This is a genomic window from Micromonospora sp. NPDC048905, from assembly GCF_040649655.1.
In the GTDB taxonomy this organism is placed as follows: domain Bacteria; phylum Actinomycetota; class Actinomycetes; order Mycobacteriales; family Micromonosporaceae; genus Micromonospora.
Map to the genome: position 1 here is coordinate 151,700 of NZ_JBEZFV010000013.1, position 16,617 is coordinate 168,316.

At 71.1% G+C, this 16,617-nt stretch carries 17 protein-coding genes; 14 read left to right on the forward strand and 3 right to left on the reverse strand.

What is annotated here, in order from left to right; genetic code table 11:
* Positions 1 to 122: 122 nt before the first annotated feature.
* Together AB0C01_RS27985 and cofD are read right to left on the reverse strand one after the other, a co-directional pair.
* Positions 123 to 1,208 carry a coenzyme F420-0:L-glutamate ligase gene (locus AB0C01_RS27985; protein ID WP_357241899.1) on the reverse strand — a complete coding sequence of 362 codons (1,086 nt, stop codon included), beginning with the start codon at positions 1,206 to 1,208 and terminating at the stop codon, positions 123 to 125.
* A complete protein-coding gene (gene cofD, locus AB0C01_RS27990) occupies positions 1,205 to 2,206 on the reverse strand; it encodes a 2-phospho-L-lactate transferase (protein ID WP_357241902.1) in 1,002 nt (333 codons plus the stop codon). The genes AB0C01_RS27985 and cofD overlap by 4 nt, the downstream gene beginning before the upstream one ends.
* A gap of 98 nt (positions 2,207 to 2,304) precedes the next feature.
* On the opposite strand from cofD, the gene AB0C01_RS27995 reads away from it, so the two are divergent.
* The 6 genes from AB0C01_RS27995 to AB0C01_RS28020 all read left to right on the forward strand — a co-directional run bounded on the left by AB0C01_RS27995 (position 2,305) and on the right by AB0C01_RS28020 (position 8,916).
* Positions 2,305 to 3,306, forward strand: coding sequence for a hypothetical protein (locus AB0C01_RS27995; protein ID WP_357572544.1), 1,002 nt, complete (start codon positions 2,305 to 2,307; stop codon positions 3,304 to 3,306).
* A 115-nt stretch (positions 3,307 to 3,421) separates the two neighbouring features.
* On the forward strand, positions 3,422 to 5,965 hold the full coding sequence (locus tag AB0C01_RS28000; RefSeq protein ID WP_357572545.1) for a bifunctional FO biosynthesis protein CofGH: 2,544 nt from the start codon (positions 3,422 to 3,424) through the stop codon (positions 5,963 to 5,965).
* A 164-nt stretch (positions 5,966 to 6,129) separates the two neighbouring features.
* Entirely contained in the window at positions 6,130 to 6,408 is a 279-nt protein-coding gene (locus AB0C01_RS28005) for a hypothetical protein (RefSeq protein ID WP_357241910.1), read from the forward strand.
* A gap of 51 nt (positions 6,409 to 6,459) precedes the next feature.
* Positions 6,460 to 7,854: a DUF4331 domain-containing protein gene (locus AB0C01_RS28010; RefSeq protein ID WP_357572546.1), complete on the forward strand. Its 1,395-nt coding sequence runs from the start codon at positions 6,460 to 6,462 to the stop codon at positions 7,852 to 7,854.
* 16 nt (positions 7,855 to 7,870) lie between these two features.
* Positions 7,871 to 8,200 (forward strand): phospholipase, encoded by a 330-nt coding sequence (locus AB0C01_RS28015; protein ID WP_357368955.1) that lies wholly within the window; start codon positions 7,871 to 7,873, stop codon positions 8,198 to 8,200.
* Positions 8,201 to 8,658: 458 nt separating this feature from the next.
* Positions 8,659 to 8,916, forward strand: coding sequence for a WhiB family transcriptional regulator (locus tag AB0C01_RS28020; protein ID WP_007455784.1), 258 nt, complete (start codon positions 8,659 to 8,661; stop codon positions 8,914 to 8,916).
* 100 nt (positions 8,917 to 9,016) lie between these two features.
* Here the strand turns inward: AB0C01_RS28020 and AB0C01_RS28025 are convergent, their stop codons facing one another.
* Positions 9,017 to 9,466 carry a metallopeptidase family protein gene (locus tag AB0C01_RS28025; RefSeq protein ID WP_357241919.1) on the reverse strand — a complete coding sequence of 150 codons (450 nt, stop codon included), beginning with the start codon at positions 9,464 to 9,466 and terminating at the stop codon, positions 9,017 to 9,019.
* Positions 9,467 to 9,619: 153 nt separating this feature from the next.
* On the opposite strand from AB0C01_RS28025, the gene AB0C01_RS28030 reads away from it, so the two are divergent.
* The 8 genes from AB0C01_RS28030 to AB0C01_RS28065 all read left to right on the forward strand — a co-directional run bounded on the left by AB0C01_RS28030 (position 9,620) and on the right by AB0C01_RS28065 (position 16,573).
* Positions 9,620 to 9,988 carry a DUF3499 domain-containing protein gene (locus tag AB0C01_RS28030; protein ID WP_357368957.1) on the forward strand — a complete coding sequence of 123 codons (369 nt, stop codon included), beginning with the start codon at positions 9,620 to 9,622 and terminating at the stop codon, positions 9,986 to 9,988.
* 300 nt (positions 9,989 to 10,288) lie between these two features.
* A complete protein-coding gene (locus tag AB0C01_RS28035) occupies positions 10,289 to 11,032 on the forward strand; it encodes a DUF5753 domain-containing protein (RefSeq protein ID WP_357572557.1) in 744 nt (247 codons plus the stop codon).
* Entirely contained in the window at positions 11,023 to 11,211 is a 189-nt protein-coding gene (locus AB0C01_RS28040) for a DUF397 domain-containing protein (protein WP_357572547.1), read from the forward strand. Before AB0C01_RS28035 ends, AB0C01_RS28040 begins: the two co-directional genes overlap by 10 nt.
* Before the next feature lie 208 nt (positions 11,212 to 11,419).
* Positions 11,420 to 12,604 carry a spermidine/putrescine ABC transporter substrate-binding protein gene (locus tag AB0C01_RS28045; protein WP_357572548.1) on the forward strand — a complete coding sequence of 395 codons (1,185 nt, stop codon included), beginning with the start codon at positions 11,420 to 11,422 and terminating at the stop codon, positions 12,602 to 12,604.
* Positions 12,605 to 12,608: 4 nt separating this feature from the next.
* Positions 12,609 to 13,760, forward strand: coding sequence for an ABC transporter ATP-binding protein (locus AB0C01_RS28050; RefSeq protein ID WP_357572549.1), 1,152 nt, complete (start codon positions 12,609 to 12,611; stop codon positions 13,758 to 13,760).
* Positions 13,757 to 14,656: an ABC transporter permease gene (locus tag AB0C01_RS28055; RefSeq protein WP_357572550.1), complete on the forward strand. Its 900-nt coding sequence runs from the start codon at positions 13,757 to 13,759 to the stop codon at positions 14,654 to 14,656. The genes AB0C01_RS28050 and AB0C01_RS28055 overlap by 4 nt, the downstream gene beginning before the upstream one ends.
* On the forward strand, positions 14,656 to 15,483 hold the full coding sequence (locus AB0C01_RS28060; protein ID WP_357572551.1) for an ABC transporter permease: 828 nt from the start codon (positions 14,656 to 14,658) through the stop codon (positions 15,481 to 15,483). The genes AB0C01_RS28055 and AB0C01_RS28060 overlap by 1 nt, the downstream gene beginning before the upstream one ends.
* Positions 15,484 to 15,751: 268 nt before the next feature.
* Complete coding sequence (locus AB0C01_RS28065) at positions 15,752 to 16,573, forward strand: G5 domain-containing protein (protein WP_357572558.1); 822 nt, start codon at positions 15,752 to 15,754, stop codon at positions 16,571 to 16,573.
* Positions 16,574 to 16,617 lie beyond the last annotated feature (44 nt).

A 16,617-nucleotide genomic window follows, 5' to 3' on the forward strand; every position in this document is an offset into this window, starting at 1 on the left:
CGGGTGACCCGGCCGTCGTTCAGAGCGCGAGCGCGCCGGGCCGCTCGGGCGGGCGACCCGGCCGTCGCTCAGAACGCGAGCGCCGCGCGCCGGGCAACCTGGACGGGCGACCCGGCCGTCGCTCAGAGCGCGAGCGCGGCGCTCGCCGGGCTGCCGGGCGGCGGTGGCAACAGGGTCGACCCGACGCCCTGGGCAGCCAGGGCGACGCGCAGTCGGTGCAGGTCGGCACCGAAGCGAACCAGGCCGATCGGGTCGACGGGTGTCGGGGCCGAGCCGAGCAGCAGGTCGGCCCCGTCCGGCCAGCCGGGCATCTCGGCGACCAGCCCGGCGCGTACCTCGGCCTCGTCGACGAGCGTGAAGACCGTGCCGGGGGCAATCACCCCGGCGACCGCGTCGATCGCCCGTCGTACCGCGCTCAGGTCGGCCGGCGTCGGACCGGGACCATCGGCCAGGGTGGCGGCGTCGGTGAGTCCGGCAGCACGCGCTTCGGCGGTGCCGAGCGCGAAGAGATCCTGTGCCGCGTCGCGGATCAGCGCCCGCGCGCCACCGGCGTCGTCCGGGGTGGTGGCGGCGAGGTAGCCCCGAACGACCGCGACGGGGACCTGGTCGCACTTGCCCTTGATCAGCTCGCCGGCCCCGGCCAGCTCGTCCACCACGGCCATCTGGGTCAACTGAAGCTCGTTGCCGTACGGATCCACCTCGCCCCGGTGGTCGCGGATCGCCGGCATTCCGGCCACACCCAGTGCCACGTCGGTGAGCCCGTTGCGCCACGGTCGGCCCATCGTGTCGCTGATGATCACCGCCACGTCCAGGTCGTAGCGCTCCCGCAGCGCGTCGCGGAGCGCCCGTGCCGACGCGTCCGGGTCGACCGGCAGCAGCACCAGCTGGGTCTTGTCCACGTTCGACGCGTCGATCCCGGCGGAGGCCATCACGAAACCGTGCAGGGTCTGCACGATCCGGGTCGGCCCCCGGCTGGCGACCACCCGGGCGGTCTCAGCGGCCAGGATCTCGTCCCGTGCGGCCAGCCGCTCGGGACCGTCCGCCGGGACGTCGACCAGCCGCCCCTCCGACTTCGAGACGATCTTGCTGGTCACCACGAGCACGTCCCCGTTGCGCAGCCACGGCGCAGCGGTGGCGATCATCGCCGCCAGGTCGTCACCCTCGGTCACATGGCCGATGCCGAGCACCGGCAGGATCTCCAGCCTCACGTCAACTCCACCGCGGCGCGGACCATGGCCACCGTCGCCGCCTCGTCGGTCATCCGCAGCGGCATCGCGCGGACCGTCACCCCCGGCACCACCGTGCCGGCGTCCTCGTCGGCCACCAACCAGCCGTCCAGCAGGCCGCCGTCCGACCGGCCCCCGTAGAGGCGGCCCACCCCGGCGGCGCTGCACTCGGCACCCAGCACGGCGAGACAGCGGTCGGCCATCCCCCGCACCGGAGCACCGCCGATGATCGGCGAGACACCCACCACCGGCGCCGGGCCGTCCGCCACCGCCTCCCGCAGCCCCGGTACGGCCAGCACCGGCGCGATACTCACCACCGGGTTGCTGGGGGCGACCAACACCAGGTCGGCCGACCCGATCGCGTCCAGCACCCCGGGTGCCGGCTTCGCCGTCTCCGCACCGACGAAGACGAAGCGATGGGTACGGATGTCGGCCCGGTGTCGTACCCACCACTCCTGGAAGTGGATCGCCCGCTGCCCCTGCTCGTCCTCCACGGTGCTGGCGCTGTTCGCGAGTGCGGGGCTCGCAGGCTCACTCCTCCCGCTCACGACAGCGTGGGTCTCCAGGCGGTCGTCGGTCGCCGGCAGTAGACGCACGCCCGGCTGCCAACGGGTGGACAGCGCCTCGGTGACCGCGCTCAACGGGTAACCGCCGTTGAGCATGGTGGTGCGCACCAGGTGGGTGGCGATGTCCTTGTCGCCGAGACCGAACCAGTCCGGCTGTGCCCCGTACGCGGCCAGCTCGCCCTTGACCGTCCAACTCTCGCCGACCCGACCCCAGCCCCGCTCCGGGTCCGCGCCACCGCCGAGGGTGTACATGACGCTGTCCAGGTCGGGGCAGATCTTCAACCCGTGCAGCCACAGGTCGTCGCCGACATTGACCACGGCGGTCACCTCCGCGCCGACGTCGCGGGCGTACGCCCGGACGCCGAGCAGGAACCGGGCGCCGCCGATGCCGCCGGCCAGAACCACGATGTGCATGACGACCATCCTCGCGCACGTGGTGCCTTCGATCTGCCGGTGGCCCTCGAGACTAGGCTCACGTGCGCCCTGTCCGTTCCTGCCCCGAGGGGGAGCTAGTGACCAGCCCCGCCGAGCCCGCGTCCGCCGACGCGGCGCAGGCCCGTCAGCTGACCAAGCCGCTACGCGAACTCGCCGCGCTCGCGTTGCTCGGCGCCAACGCCGTGCTCCTCTTCGTGGGCCTGCTCCGGTTGATCACCCCGGGCGGCTCCTTCACCGAACGTGCGGGCGACGCCTTCGGCACGTTCGTCGGGCTGGTGGCGGTGGGCCTCCCGCTGCTGGCCGTGCTGCTGGCCACGCACATCTCGCCGGTGGCGCCGAAGGCCAAGCTGATCACGCAGGTGGCCCTCGGTGAGTACGCGGCCAGTACGGTGATCGGCACGCTGACCATGCTGATCTCGACGGTGGGCCGGCTGGCCGACACCAGGGTGCTCGACGCGCTCCTCGGTGTGCTCACCCAGATCGCCTGGATGGCGATCTTCGCGGTCGCCGCCTGGGTCGTCTACACCATCTGGCGCGCCCACTACTACGTGCCGCGGCCCAAGCCGCAGCCCGGTGTCTACGGCCAGCCGCAGCCAGGCTGGCCGCAGCAGCAGGCCGGCTGGCCGACTCCGGGGCAGCCCGGTGGTCAGCCGCAGGGCGGGTGGCCCGCTCCCGGCCAGCCCGGCGGTTACCCGGCGGATCAGTACGGCGGCCAGTACGCCCAGCCGTCCCCGCCGTTCCAGGCCCCGCAGCACCCGCAGTCCGCCCCGCCGCACCCGCAGTCGGCCCCGCCGTACCCGCAGTCGGCCCCGCCGGCCCACCCTGCCCCGCAGTCCGCGCCGCCCGCGTCGCCGTTCGGGCAGCCGCCGTTCGGGCAGCCGCCGTCCGCCGATCCGACGCAGGCCATTCCGCGTCAGCCCGTCGAGCCGCCGTCGGCCGACCCGACCCAGGCCATTCCGCGGCAGTCCGTCGAACCGGCGTCCGCCGACCCGACCCAGGCGGTTGTCCGCCCGGTCGATCCGGACGCCGACCGTACCCAGCAGATCAAGCCCGGTGAGCATCCGGACCAGCCGCGCTGAGTCTGCTCCGGCAACGGCTCTCTGAGCACCGGGCGGGGGTGGTGCCGCCGTGCCCTTTCCCACGGTGCGGGCCGGGACTGGCCGGGCCGGCGAGCGCTGCGCATAGGCTGAGCGGATGGTTGATCGCACCCAATCCGGTCCGAGTGACGCTAGCGTGCGGCGTGCCCTGGGCCGGGCCGCGACCGGGCGGGCGCTTGACGTCGACGAGGCGACCGCCCTGCTGTCGGCCCGGGGGGACGCCCTCGACGAGTTGCTCCGGGTGGCCGGTGGGATCCGCGACGCCGGGTTGCGTGACGCGGGGCGGCCGGGCGTGGTCACGTACTCGAAGAAGGTCTTCATCCCGTTGACCCGGCTGTGCCGGGACCGCTGTCACTACTGCACGTTCGCCACCGTGCCGCACCGGCTGCCGGCGCCGTTCCTGGACCGCGACGAGGTGCTCGCCATCGCGCGGGCCGGTGCCGAGCAGGGGTGCAAGGAGGCCCTCTTCACGCTCGGTGACCGGCCGGAGGAGCGCTGGCCGGCGGCCCGGAGCTGGCTCGACGAGCGCGGCTACGACTCCACACTTGACTACCTGCGGGCCTGCGCGGTGGCCGTGTTGGAGGAGACGGGCCTGCTGCCGCACCTCAACCCCGGGGTGCTGTCCTGGTCGGAGCTGCAACGGCTCAAGCCGGTCGCCCCGAGCATGGGCATGATGCTGGAGACCACCGCGACCCGGCTCTGGTCCGAGCCGGGCGGCCCGCACTACGGCTCACCGGACAAGGAGCCGGCGGTTCGGCTCCGCGTGCTCGACGACGCCGGCCGGGTCGGAGTGCCGTTCACCACCGGCATCCTCATCGGCATCGGGGAGACCCCGGCCGAGCGGGTCGACGCGCTCTTCGCGATCCGCCGCACCCACCGGGAGTACGGCCACCTCCAGGAGGTGATCGTGCAGAATTTCCGCGCCAAGCCGGACACGGCGATGCGCGGCATGCCCGACGCGGAGCTGCACGACCTGGCCGCCACGGTGGCGGTGGCCCGGCTGCTGCTCGGCCCGAAGGCCCGGATCCAGGCCCCGCCGAACCTCATCGCCGGTGAGTACGACCTGCTGCTGCGCGCCGGCATCGACGACTGGGGCGGTGTCTCGCCGCTCACCCCCGACCACGTCAACCCGGAACGCCCGTGGCCGCAGATCGAGGAGTTGGCCCGGCACACCGAGCTGGCCGGGTTCACGCTGCGGGAGCGGCTGACGATCTACCCGGAGTACGTGCGCGCCGGTGACCCGTGGCTCGACCCGCGACTGCTGCCGCACGTCGACGCGCTCGCCGATCCGGCGACCGGCATGGCGGTGGAGTCGGCCCTGCCGCAGGGCCACCCCTGGCAGGAGCCGGAGGAGGTGTTCGGCGGGCGGGTCGACCTGCACGCCACCATCGACACCACCGGCCGCACCGAGGACCGGCGCGGCGACTTCGACAGCGTCTACGGCGACTGGTCCGAGGTCGCCGGCAAGGTCACCCCGGAGGCGACGGCGCGGCGTGCGGGCGTACCCCCGGTGGCGGCCGGGAGCGGCGCGGACCGTGACCTGGCGGCCGGGCTCACGCTCGCCGCCGACGACCCGGCGGCGCTGCTCGACCCCCGGCACACCGACGCCGCGCTGGCGCTGTTCGGGGCGGACGGGCCGGCGCTCGACGCGTTGTGCCGGCTCGCCGACGACGTCCGGCGCGACGCCGTCGGCGACGACGTCACCTACGTGGTCAACCGCAACATCAACTTCAGCAACGTCTGCTACGTGGGCTGCCGGTTCTGTGCCTTCGCCCAGCGTGAGCGGGACGCCGACGCGTACCGGCTCTCCGTCGACCAGGTCGCCGATCGGGCCGAGCAGGCGTGGGCGGCCGGGGCCAGCGAGGTGTGCCTCCAGGGTGGCATCGACCCGAAGATGCCGGTCACCGGGTACGCCGACATCGTGCGCGCGATCAAGGCCCGCGTGCCGGACATGCACGTGCACGCCTTCTCGCCCATGGAGATCGTCACCGCCGCCGCGAAGGCGGGCGTGCCGGTGCGCGACTGGTTGACGCAGCTGCGCGAGGCCGGGCTGGACACCATCCCCGGCACCGCCGCGGAGATCCTCGACGACGACGTGCGCTGGGTGTTGACCAAGGGAAAACTCCCGGCCGCCGCCTGGGTCGACGTGGTCAGCACCGCCCACGAGCTGGGCATCCGGTCCAGCTCCACCATGATGTACGGCCACGTCGACCACCCCGGGCAGTGGCTGGCGCACTTCCGGGTGCTGGCCGGCGTGCAGGACCGTACCGGCGGGTTCACCGAGTTCGTGGCCCTGCCGTTCGTGCACACCAATGCTCCGATCTATCTGGCGGGAATCGCCCGACCAGGGCCGACCTGGCGGGAGAACCGGGTGGTGCACGCCATGTCCCGGTTGCTGCTGCACGGGCGGATCGACAACATCCAGTGCTCCTGGGTGAAGCTCGGTGACGAGGGCACCGTCGCGATGCTCCAGGGTGGATGCAACGACCTCGGCGGCACGCTGATGGAGGAGACGATCTCCCGGATGGCCGGCTCCGACAACGGGTCGGCGCGTACCGAGGAGCAGTTGCGGGCCATTGCGACGGCAGCCGGTCGGCCGGCGCGCAAGCGGTCGACTGCGTACGGTCACGCCCGACCCTGACGTCGAACCTTTCCCCGCTGCCGGCCGTACCACGCGATGCCGGTGGCGGTCGCGGCCAGGACCGCCGCCGGTGTCCCCCTCAGGGGCCCGGCGGCGTCGATGGACGGCGTCGGACCCGTCCGTCCCCGCGGGCGCGTACCGCGCCGCCGCCGGAAAGGTTGCCCATGACCAGTGATCAGCGGAAGCGGCAGTGGCCGCGACTGACCCGCCGGCAGACGTTGACCGCCGCGGCCACCGCCACCCTCGGTGCCGCCGCGCTCACCGTGCCCGGCCTGTCGGCCGCGCAGAACGCCCCCGGCGCGGCTGGACGTGCCGACGAGCCGATCGTCGTGCACCTGCGCGACGCCGCCTCCGGAACGATGGACGTCTTCGTCGGTGAGACGCGGATCGAGGTACGTGACCGCGGCCTGGCGGACCGGCTGCGGCGCGCCGCCCGGCGCTGACCCGGCACTCCGCACTGCCATCCTGTCCCCGCCCAGTGAGGTTGGTCCGCCATGTCTTCCCACCGCGAGGCCCCGGAGATAGCCAAGGATCCGGTCGCCGACAGCTCCGACCTGTACGCGTTCGTCAGCCCCGACAAGCCCGACACGGTGACGCTGATCGCCAACTACGTTCCGTTGCAGCTGCCCTCGGGGGGCCCGAACTTCTTCGAGTTCGGTGACGACGTGCGCTACGAGATCCATATCGACAACGACGGCGACGGCCGTCCGGATGTCACCTACCGGTTCGAATTCACCACCGAGATCACCAATCCGAACAGCTTTCTCTACAACACCGGCACCATCGAGTCGCTGGACAGCAAGAACTGGAACCGGCGGCAGTTCTACAGCCTGACCCGGGTGACCGACGGCCGGGAGCACCGGTTGGCGCACAAGCTGCCCTGCCCGCCGTGCAACGTCGGCCCGCTGTCCACCCCGAAGTACGCCGAGCTTGTGCGGCAGGCCACCTACTCGCTCTCCACCGGCGAGCGGGTCTTCGCCGGGCAGCGCGCGGACGGCTTCTTCGTCGACCTGGGGGCGATCTTCGACCTCGGCACGTTGCGGCCGTTCCAGCAGCTGCACGTCGCCGGGAAGAAGATCTTCAAGGCCGAGGGGGAGCCGGTCAACGCCACCGACCGGATGAACGTGCACAGCATCGCCGTGCAGGTGCCACTGAAGCAGGTGCGTCGCCGCGCCAACCGCTACGGCGCGGGTGACGCGGCGTCGGTGATCGGGGTGTGGACGTCGGCGTCGCGTCGGCAGGTGCGGGTGCTCGGTGACCGGGGCGGTGCGGACACCGCCACCGGGCCGTTCACCCAGGTCTCCCGGCTGGGCAATCCGTTGTTCAACGAGGTCATCGTGCCGATGTCCAAGAAGGACCTGTGGAACTCGCTGCCACCGTCGGAGGACAAGCGGTTCGCGCGGTTCGTCGAGCAGCCGGAGCTGGCCGCTCTGCTGCCGGCGCTCTACCCGGACGTGTTCCCGAATCTGGACCGGCTCACCAAGGCGAAGAAGGCCCGTGCGGACCTGGTGGCGATCCTGCTCACCGGCGTACCGGCCGGGCTGATCGACGGTTTCACGAACGCCACCGGCGACGTGCAGGCCGACATGCTGCGGCTGAACACCGCGATCCCGCCGACCCGGCAGCCGGACCGGTTCGGGGTGCTCGGTGGTGACCTGGCCGGATACCCGAACGGGCGGCGGGTCGGCGACGACGTGGTCAGCATCGCGCTGCGGGCGATCGCCGGGGTCACCGTCCCGCTCGTGGACAAGACGTTTCAACCGGACGCGGCGGCCGCCGCGGTCACCCCGGGGTTGAGCGCCGCCGACGTGACCGCGCCGTTCCTCGCAAACTTCCCCTACCTGGGTACGCCGTACGACGGGTTCAACAACCCGCCGGCGGCGTCCTGACCGGCGGGGGGAGGGGATGCACGAGCACGCGTACGGGCCGTCGGAGACGGGGAGCGTCGTCCTCGATCTGGGTGGCGACACCGGTGCTCTGATCGTCTACACGGGCCGCGATCTGCACGGCCGGGAGATCGAGATCAGCCGGGACGACGATCGGCGGGTCCACTCTGCCGTGCGGGAGCGCCGGGTGCAGGACGGCTCGTTCCACAGTGCGGTCTATCCGGATCTGCCCGGCGGGATTTATACCGTCTGGTGGGACGAGAGTACGCCCGCCGGGTCAGTTTCTGTCCACGGTGGAGGCATCGCCGAATTCGTGTGGCCTACCAGCGGTTTCGGGGTCGCCAGCTGACGTTTTCGCACCGGTCTCGCGCCGCGCCCCGTCCACATTGTGGGCGGGGCGTACGTGCTGTTCCCAGCTCGACGGGCGGTCTGCGCCGCGCCGCGTTAACCTGTCCCCCACCAAGATCAGCTTTGAGGGTGCGGACGTCTGGCACTGCCCCGCTGGCGCCCCGTCGGGGGAGCGCCACGGGAGAAAAGTCGGGCAACTCGCCGGAGAGGGCGTTACTCGGCCGGGGTCTGAATCGATAGGGCAGGTTGCGAGGCTGGACGGTCCGAGTGGCCGTCCGGGGGTGTCGGGAGGGCGACTCCATTATCAAGTTTGGCTTGACGGCGCACGCATTACACGCGTGTAATTTGAATGGGGTTGTTCGCACGGAACGCAACAAAACGGGACCGGACGGACAAGCACGCCTTTCGCGTGGGGGGTTGCAGCGGCGATGACGCCGGTGCGCGACAAGGAGGCATTTGATGGACGGCCAGCTTGAGGTGGCCGACCTGCTCGGAAACGCGCCGGAGTGGCAGGAGCGGGCACTGTGCTCGCAGACCGACCCCGAAGCGTTCTTCCCCGAGAAGGGCGGCTCAACCCGCGAGGCGAAGCGGATCTGCTCGCGGTGTGAGGTCAAGACCGAATGCCTCGAATACGCTCTCGGTCACGACGAGCGGTTCGGCATCTGGGGTGGGCTCTCCGAGCGGGAGCGGCGCAAGTTGAAGCGGCGGGCCGCCTGAGCGGTGCGAGGTCGAGGCGGTGGGGGCCGCCCGACTCTTGCGCGTTCTGGGGCTGCGTGTGCCGCCGGTGCGGCTGCGCGATCAGCGACTGAGGGGTGGCTCAGGTCAGCTCGTCGGGGTCGACCCCGAGCAGGTTCGCCACCTGTTCGATGATCACGTCATGCACGAGGTCGGCGAGGTCCTCGCGATCCATCGCCCGGAACTCCAGGGGCCGCCGGTACAGCACGATCCGCGGCGGCACCTCCTGTCGGCCCGGCCGGCCGGGCAGCAGCCGGGCCAGCGGGACCTCGCCATCCTCCAGCACATCGGAGTCGTACACGTTCAGGTCCGGCGGGACGTCCTCGACCGCGAACTCGACCCCGGCCAGCTCCTTGGCGAACCGACGCTCCAGCGTCTCCACGGTGTCCAGGACCAGGTCGTCGAAGACCTCGGCCTTGGTCCGTGCCAGTGGCACGGTGGCCGGCACCAACCGCCCGCGCAGGCCACGACCGTGCCGGTCACGGTGCACACGCCGGCCGGGGCCGGGGCGGCGGTGTTCCGGGCTCGTCATGAGGCAAAGGGTAGCGCCCGCGCCGGGCTGGCCAGCGGCACCGCCGCTCCCGTGGCGCGGCGCGCCCAGAACGGCGAACTGTGATCACCGTGACGGGCGTGTCGCAACGCGAAGCGATGCGCCGGACCCGGTAATGGAGATACCCTGCCGCACGTGAGGTCACCACGGCGCTGCTCCCGTAACGGCTGCCCCCGGCAAGCGGTCGCCACATTGACCTATGTCTACAACGAGTCGACAGCGGTGGTGGGGCCGCTGGCGGCGTTCGCCGAGCCGCACACGTACGACCTGTGTGAGCCGCACGCCCGCAGCCTGACGGCACCGCGTGGCTGGGACGTGGTCCGGCACGAGGGCGCGTTCGAGCCGCCGCCGCCCACCACCGACGACCTGGTGGCGCTCGCCGAGGCGGTCCGCGAAGCCGCCCGCCCGGCCCCCCGCCCCCCGGAGCCCGACCAGAACCGCCCCGAGCACCCCCACCAAACCGGCCGCCGAGGCCACCTCCGAGTAATCCCCCCCAACCACTAACCCCCACCCGGCCCCGCGGCCCTCTTCGGTGTTGATCAAGAGGTTTGCGTCAAGAACGCGCCGGTCGATGACCGAAACCTCTTGATCAACCAGCGTGGCGCGGGTGGGTCGGGGACGTTGGTGGGGCACCTGGGGGCGTTTGGGGGGCGTATCAATACGTCTCACCGCCACACGCCGTTAGGCCGCAGACACCGCCACGCAGCGTGGTTAACATGCGCCGCAGCGTGCACCGTTCCAGGTCGCGGTGTACCCCTCGTGGGCGGGAGGGTCCGAGTGGCGAACGAGGCGTTGCGGGTGGCGATGGCCGAGGCGGGCGAGACGGTCGAATCGCTTGCGGAGAAGGTTCGCATCCACCCCAAGACGGCCGGGCGGTGGCTCGCCGCGGGACACATCCCGCACCCGCGTACCCGGATCGCGGTCGCCCGGGTGCTCCGTCGGGACGCGGCCGACCTCTGGCCGGAGCCGTTCCGCCGCCGTGGCCTGCCGTGGTTCCGGCCGTGGGCAGAGCTCGAACAGGACGCCGTCTCGATCCGTTCCTACCAGCCGCTGCTCGTGCCGGGCCTGCTGCAGACCGAGGGGTACGCCCGCGCGGTGCTGGGTACCGGTGGGCTGCTCGCACCGTCCGAGGTGGATCTGATCGTCGCGGGCCGCCTCGAACGGCAGTCGGTCCTCGGTCGCGACGCCCCACCGCAGCTCGTGACGGTGATCGACGAGGTGGTGCTGCGCCGGCTGGTCGGTGAGCGCGCCGTGATGTCCGGGCAGCTGGCCCACCTGGCGGCGGTCGCGGAGTGGGAGCACGTGCAGGTGCGGGTCATCCCGGCGGAGAGCCCGTGGCACACCGGTCTGGCCGGTCCCTTCGTGCTGGGCCGCCTGCCCGACGGGACGGAATTGGCGTATCTCGACAACCAGCTCCGCGGTCAGGTCGTGACCGATCCCGTCGACGTCGCTAGCCTGGGACGCAGGTGGGAGAGCGTCACCGGTGAGGCGTTACCCCAACGCCTGTCGATCGAGCTGATCAGGGAAGTGGCCACGACATGGACATGACCGACGCCCGTTGGCGCACCGCTACCCGCAGCAGCAACAACGGCGGCGACTGCGTCGAGGTAGCCGACAACCTGCCCGGCCGGGTGCTGGTACGCGACAGCAAGGACCGTGACGGTGGCACCCTGGCCTTCGCGCCGGCCGCCTGGACGTCCTTCGTCAACCTCGTCCGATCGAGCTGAGCCGTCGGTCCGGCCGCTGATCCACTCGGGTTGGGGAAAGCGCGGTGTCCCGGCGCGCAGACACCCCGCCATCCGCAATATCGCGTAAATCACGCTGAGCGTGGTCGACACGTCCACGGGTGGTGACGCGTCGGCCCCGATGCTCCGCCGGTGGTGCCGGTTTGTCATCGTGTCAGTCGTCCACGGCACCGACCCCTGAGGAAAACTGATGCGTGTCCCCCTCCGGCCCCTCTCCCGGCGTGGACTGCTCACCGGCGCACTCGGCTCGGCCGCCCTGGTCGCCGCGGGTGGCGGCCTTGCCGGCTGCGGCACCAAGGGTGCCCAACAGACCGAGGCTGGCTGCGTCAGCGAGGACCTCTCCGGCACCGAGCGGAAGCTCGCGTTCTCCAACTGGCCGCAGTACCTGGACGTGGATGAGGAGGACGAGTCCAAGCGACCCAGCCTGGACGAGTTCGTCCGGAAGACCGGTATCCAGGTCACGTACACCGAGGACATCAACGACAACAACGAGTTCTTCGGCAAGGTGCGGCAGCAGCTCGCCGCCTGCCAGAGCACCGACCGGGACATCATCGTGCTGAGCGACTGGATGGCGGCCCGGATGAGCCGGCTCGGCTGGATCCAGAAACTCGACCCGGCGAACATTCCGAACGTCCGGGCCAACCTGCTCCCGCCGCTGCTCAACCGCTCCTTCGACACCGACAACCAGCTCTCCATCCCGTGGCAGTCCGGCCTCGCCGGCTTGGCGTACAACGGCAAGGTCGCCAAGGAGCTGCGTACGGTCGACGAGCTGCTGACCCGCCCCGACCTCAAGGGCCGGGTGACCGCGCTCAGCGAGATGCGCGACACGATGGGCCTGCTGCTCGGCGCGGGTGGGCACGACCCGTCGAACTTCACCACCGCCCAGTTCGACGACGCGCTCCACAAACTCAAGAAGGCCGTCGACTCGGGGCAGATCCGCCGCTTCACCGGCAACGACTACGCACCCGATCTCGCCAAGGGCGACATCGCCGCCTGCATCGGCTGGTCCGGGGACGTCATCCAGCTCTCCACCGCCGACGAGAGGGTGCGGTTCGTCGCGCCCGACTCCGGGGTGATGCTCTACAGCGACAACATGATGGTGCCCAACAGGGCCACCCACAAGGCGAACGCCGAGCAGCTCATCAACTACTACTACGAGCCGGCCGTCGCCGCGAGGCTCGCCGCGTACGTCAACTACATCTGCCCCGTCAAGGGCGCTCAGGCCGAGATGGAGAAGATCGACCCCGAGCTGGCGACCAACCCGCTGATCTTCCCGGACGAGGCTCTGCTGTCGAAGTCCACGATGTTCATGGCCCTGGACGAGAAGCAGGAGAAGGAGTACGAGGGTAAGTTCCAGCAGGTCATCGGGGCGTGACGGGATGGCACGCGAGACACCCGCCGACCACCTGCGCCTGGCCAACCTCACCAAGCGGTTCGGTGCCTCCACCGCGGTCGACGACCTCAGCCTGTCCATCGGACCGGGCTCGTTCTTCGCCCTGCTCGGCCCGTCCGGCTGCGGCAAGACCACCACGCTGCGGATGATCGCCGGGCTGGAGGAACCGACGAGCGGCCAGGTGCTGCTCGGTGACCGGGACGTCACCCGGCTGCGACCGTACCGGCGGCCGATCAACACCGTCTTCCAGAGCTACGCGCTGTTTCCGCACCTCACCGTCTTCGAGAACGTGGCCTTCGGGCTGCGTCGACGCGGCATCCGCTCGGTCGACGGCGAGGTTCTGCGGATGCTGTCGCTGGTGCAGCTCGACGGCTACGGCAACCGCCGGCCGGCCCAGCTCTCCGGCGGCCAGCAGCAACGGGTCGCGCTGGCCCGGGCGCTCGTCAACCGGCCGCAGGTCCTCCTGCTCGACGAGCCGCTGGGTGCCCTGGATCTGAAGCTGCGCCGGCAGATGCAGATCGAGCTGAAGCGGATCCAGACCGAGGTGGGCATCACCTTCGTGCACGTCACCCACGACCAGGAGGAGGCCCTGACCATGGCCGACACCGTCGCGGTGATGCACGACGGACGGATCGCGCAACAGGGCACGCCGGCCGACCTCTACGAGCTTCCCGCCACCGCGTTCGTGGCGAACTTCCTCGGCCAGTCCAACCTGCTCGCCGGCGACGCCACCGGCGTCAGCGGCGACGACGTCACGGTGACGGCGCACGGCAGCCGCTTCTCGGTGCCCACCGGCCGGTCCCGATCCGACCACGGTCCGGTCCACCTGGGGGTACGCCCGGAGAAGCTGATTCTGGTCGGCTCCGCCGACCAGGTGCCCGCTGGGCATCAGCACGTCACCGGCGTGGTCACCGACGCGTCCTATGTGGGAGTCAGCACGCAGTATCTGCTGCGGACCGGCTGGGGCGCCGAGTTGTCGGTCTTCACGGCCAACAGCGGGACCTCGACGCCGGTGGCGGTCGGCAGCACGGCCGTGGCGTACTGGGATCCGCGGCACGCGTTCCTGCTGCCCCGTGCCGCCGGGGACACCGACCGGACGTCGCCGGTGCGCGACGAGCCGGTGGGCGCGCCCTCGTGACCCGTCCGGCGCCGACCGGAGCGGGGCAGGGGCCGCCGGCGGTCCGGTCCGGGCGGCGCCGCGTCCTGCCGTACCTCCTGGTGTTGCCCGGGGTGGCCTGGCTGCTCGTCTTCTTCGGTGTGCCGCTGCTGCAACTCGGTGCCGCGAGCCTCTACGACCCCGGCGGCTCGCTCTCCACCGGGTACGCGATGGCCTGGGCGTTCGGCAACTACCCGGACGTGGTGCAGGCGTACTGGCCGCAGTTCCTGCGCTCGTTCGGCTACGCCGGGCTGGCCCTGGTGCTGGCGCTGTTGCTGGGCTACCCGCTGGCGTACGCGATCGCGCAGAAGGCCGGGCGGTGGAGGAACCTGCTGCTGGTGTGCGTGGTCGCGCCGATGTTCACCAGCTTCCTGGTCCGGACACTGGCCTGGAAGACCATCCTGTCGGACAACGGCGTGCTCGTCGGTCTGCTGCGCGACGTGCACCTGCTGGCACCGCAGGGACGGCTGCTGGCCACGCCGTTGGCGGTGGTGCTCGGCCTGACGTACAACTTCCTGCCGTTCTTGGTGCTGCCGCTGTACGCGAGCCTGGAGCGGCTCGACCACCGGTTGCTGGAGGCGGCCAGCGACCTGTACGCGAGCGGTGCGCAGGCGTTCCGTCGGGTGACCCTGCCGCTGTCCCGGCCCGGCCTGGTCGCCGGCACGCTGCTGTTCTTCATCCCGGCCAGCGGCGACTACATCAACGCCGAGCTGCTCGGCACCCCCAACGAGTACATGATCGGCAACGTCGTCGACTCGGCGTTCCTGGTCCGGTTGGACTACCCGCAGGGCGCCGCGCTGTCGTTCCTGCTGATGGCCGCGATCCTCGCGGTGGTCGTCGGCTACCTGCGTCGGGCCGGCTTCGAGAGGCGGCTCTGATGAGGTTCTGGCGCTGGCTGGTCGACCGCTGGGTGCTGATCGTGGCGCTGCTGGTGGTCGGCTATCTGTCGCTGCCGATCCTGGTGGTGGCCGGTCTGTCGTTCAACCGCCCGTCGAGTCGGCTGTCGTACGACTTCAACGAGTTCACCCTGGACAACTGGCGGCGGCCCTGCGCCACGTCGGACATGTGTGACGCGGTGGTCCGCAGCGTGCAGATCGGTTTCCTCGCCACCGTGGTCGCCACCGTGCTGGGCACCCTGCTGGCGTTCGCGCTGGTCCGGCACCGCCTCCGCGGCCGGTCCGGCATCAACGTGCTGATCTTCCTGTCGATGGCCACCCCGGAGCTGGTGATGGGTACGTCGCTGTTGGCGCTCTTCGTGTCCGCCGGGGTGCCGCAGGGCTTCTGGACCATCGTGGTCGCGCACGTGACGTTCTGTGTGTCGTTCGTGGTGGTCACCGTGCGGGCGCGGTTGGCCGGGATGGACCGGCGGTTGGAGGAGGCCGCCATGGATCTCTACGCCAACGAGTGGCAGACCTTCCGGAGGATCACCCTGCCGTTGGTGCTGCCCGGCATCGTGGCCGCCGCGCTGCTGGCTTTTTCGCTGAGCTTCGACGACTTCATCGTCACGAACTTCAACGCCGGCACCACCGTCACGTTCCCGATGTACGTCTGGGGCGCCGCCCAGCGGGGCATCCCACCACAGGTGAACGTCATCGGCACCGCGATGTTCGCGATAGCGCTCCTGCTGACCGGGCTCACGTCGCTGCGGGGTCGGCAGGCTCGTCGGCCCGCGTCGGATGTCGGCGCGACGGGGGCAGCGCGTTGAGCCCGCCTGCTGACGGCATCTCGACACATCACCTGTCCTGCGTCGACGAGTGAGCACGCGAGGGCGTACTCGTTAGGATTCGCGGCTTTTGTAGGCAAATCCAGCCGCACGATCGGCCCTGATCAGTCGGCCTGAGGGTTGCCGCAGGTGTCGTCCCGTCGTCCGAAGACGTGCCCACGGATCATCGGCGTGACGCGAACGGCGCAGGTGACGAGCACGACGGAGGATCTTGCGGACGGTGTTTGCGACGACACTCATCGCCGTGACGATGCAACCACCGCCGGTCCCCGGCCCGCCGTACGCACCGCAGTCCGGCCCGGGCGGCCGCCCGAACTGGTTCCGTCGGGCCAGTCCCGCCCGTCGGACCGCCGTGATCCTCGGCTCGGTGACCCTGTCGATCCTGCTGCTCTGCTGTACCGGTACCGCCATCATCGGCGCGTTGGCCGGCGAACCGGAGCCGACCAAGACCGGCACGGCCGCCGAGCAGGCGCAGCAGCCCATCGTGGCGGCGCCCGCCGAGCCGACCGACGAGGCTTCCGCGCCGGCTGCCGCGCCGATTGCCACAACGGTCGCCACGCCCGTCGCCACGCCCGTCGCCACACCGGTCGCCACACCGGTCGCCACGCTCGGCGCCACCGAGTCCCCGGTGCCGGCCCCGCCGGATGCCGCGCCCGCGCCGGTCGTGCGGGTGAGGACCGAGACGGAGCAAGCCACCGTCCGGTACGGCGAGACGACCGTCAAGGACGCGTCCCTGGCCGAGGGCAAGCGCGTCGTCCGGACCAAGGGCGTCAACGGAGTGCGAACCCTGACGTACGAGGTGACCACCACGAACGGGGTGCGGACGTCGAAAAAACTGGTCAAGTCCACGGTGACGAAGCAGCCGGTGACCCAGGTCGTCGCCGTCGGCACCAAGAAGCCGCAGTCCTCGACCTGCGACCCGAACTACAGCGGCTGTGTCCCGATCGCCAGCGACGTCGACTGCGCGGGCGGCAGCGGCAACGGCCCTGCCTACGTCAGTGGACCCATCAGGGTGATCGGCGACGACATCTACGACCTGGACCGCGACGGCGACGGCACGGCCTGCGACTGACGGCCCACCCCCACCCCACCCCCACCCCACCCCCCACCCCACCC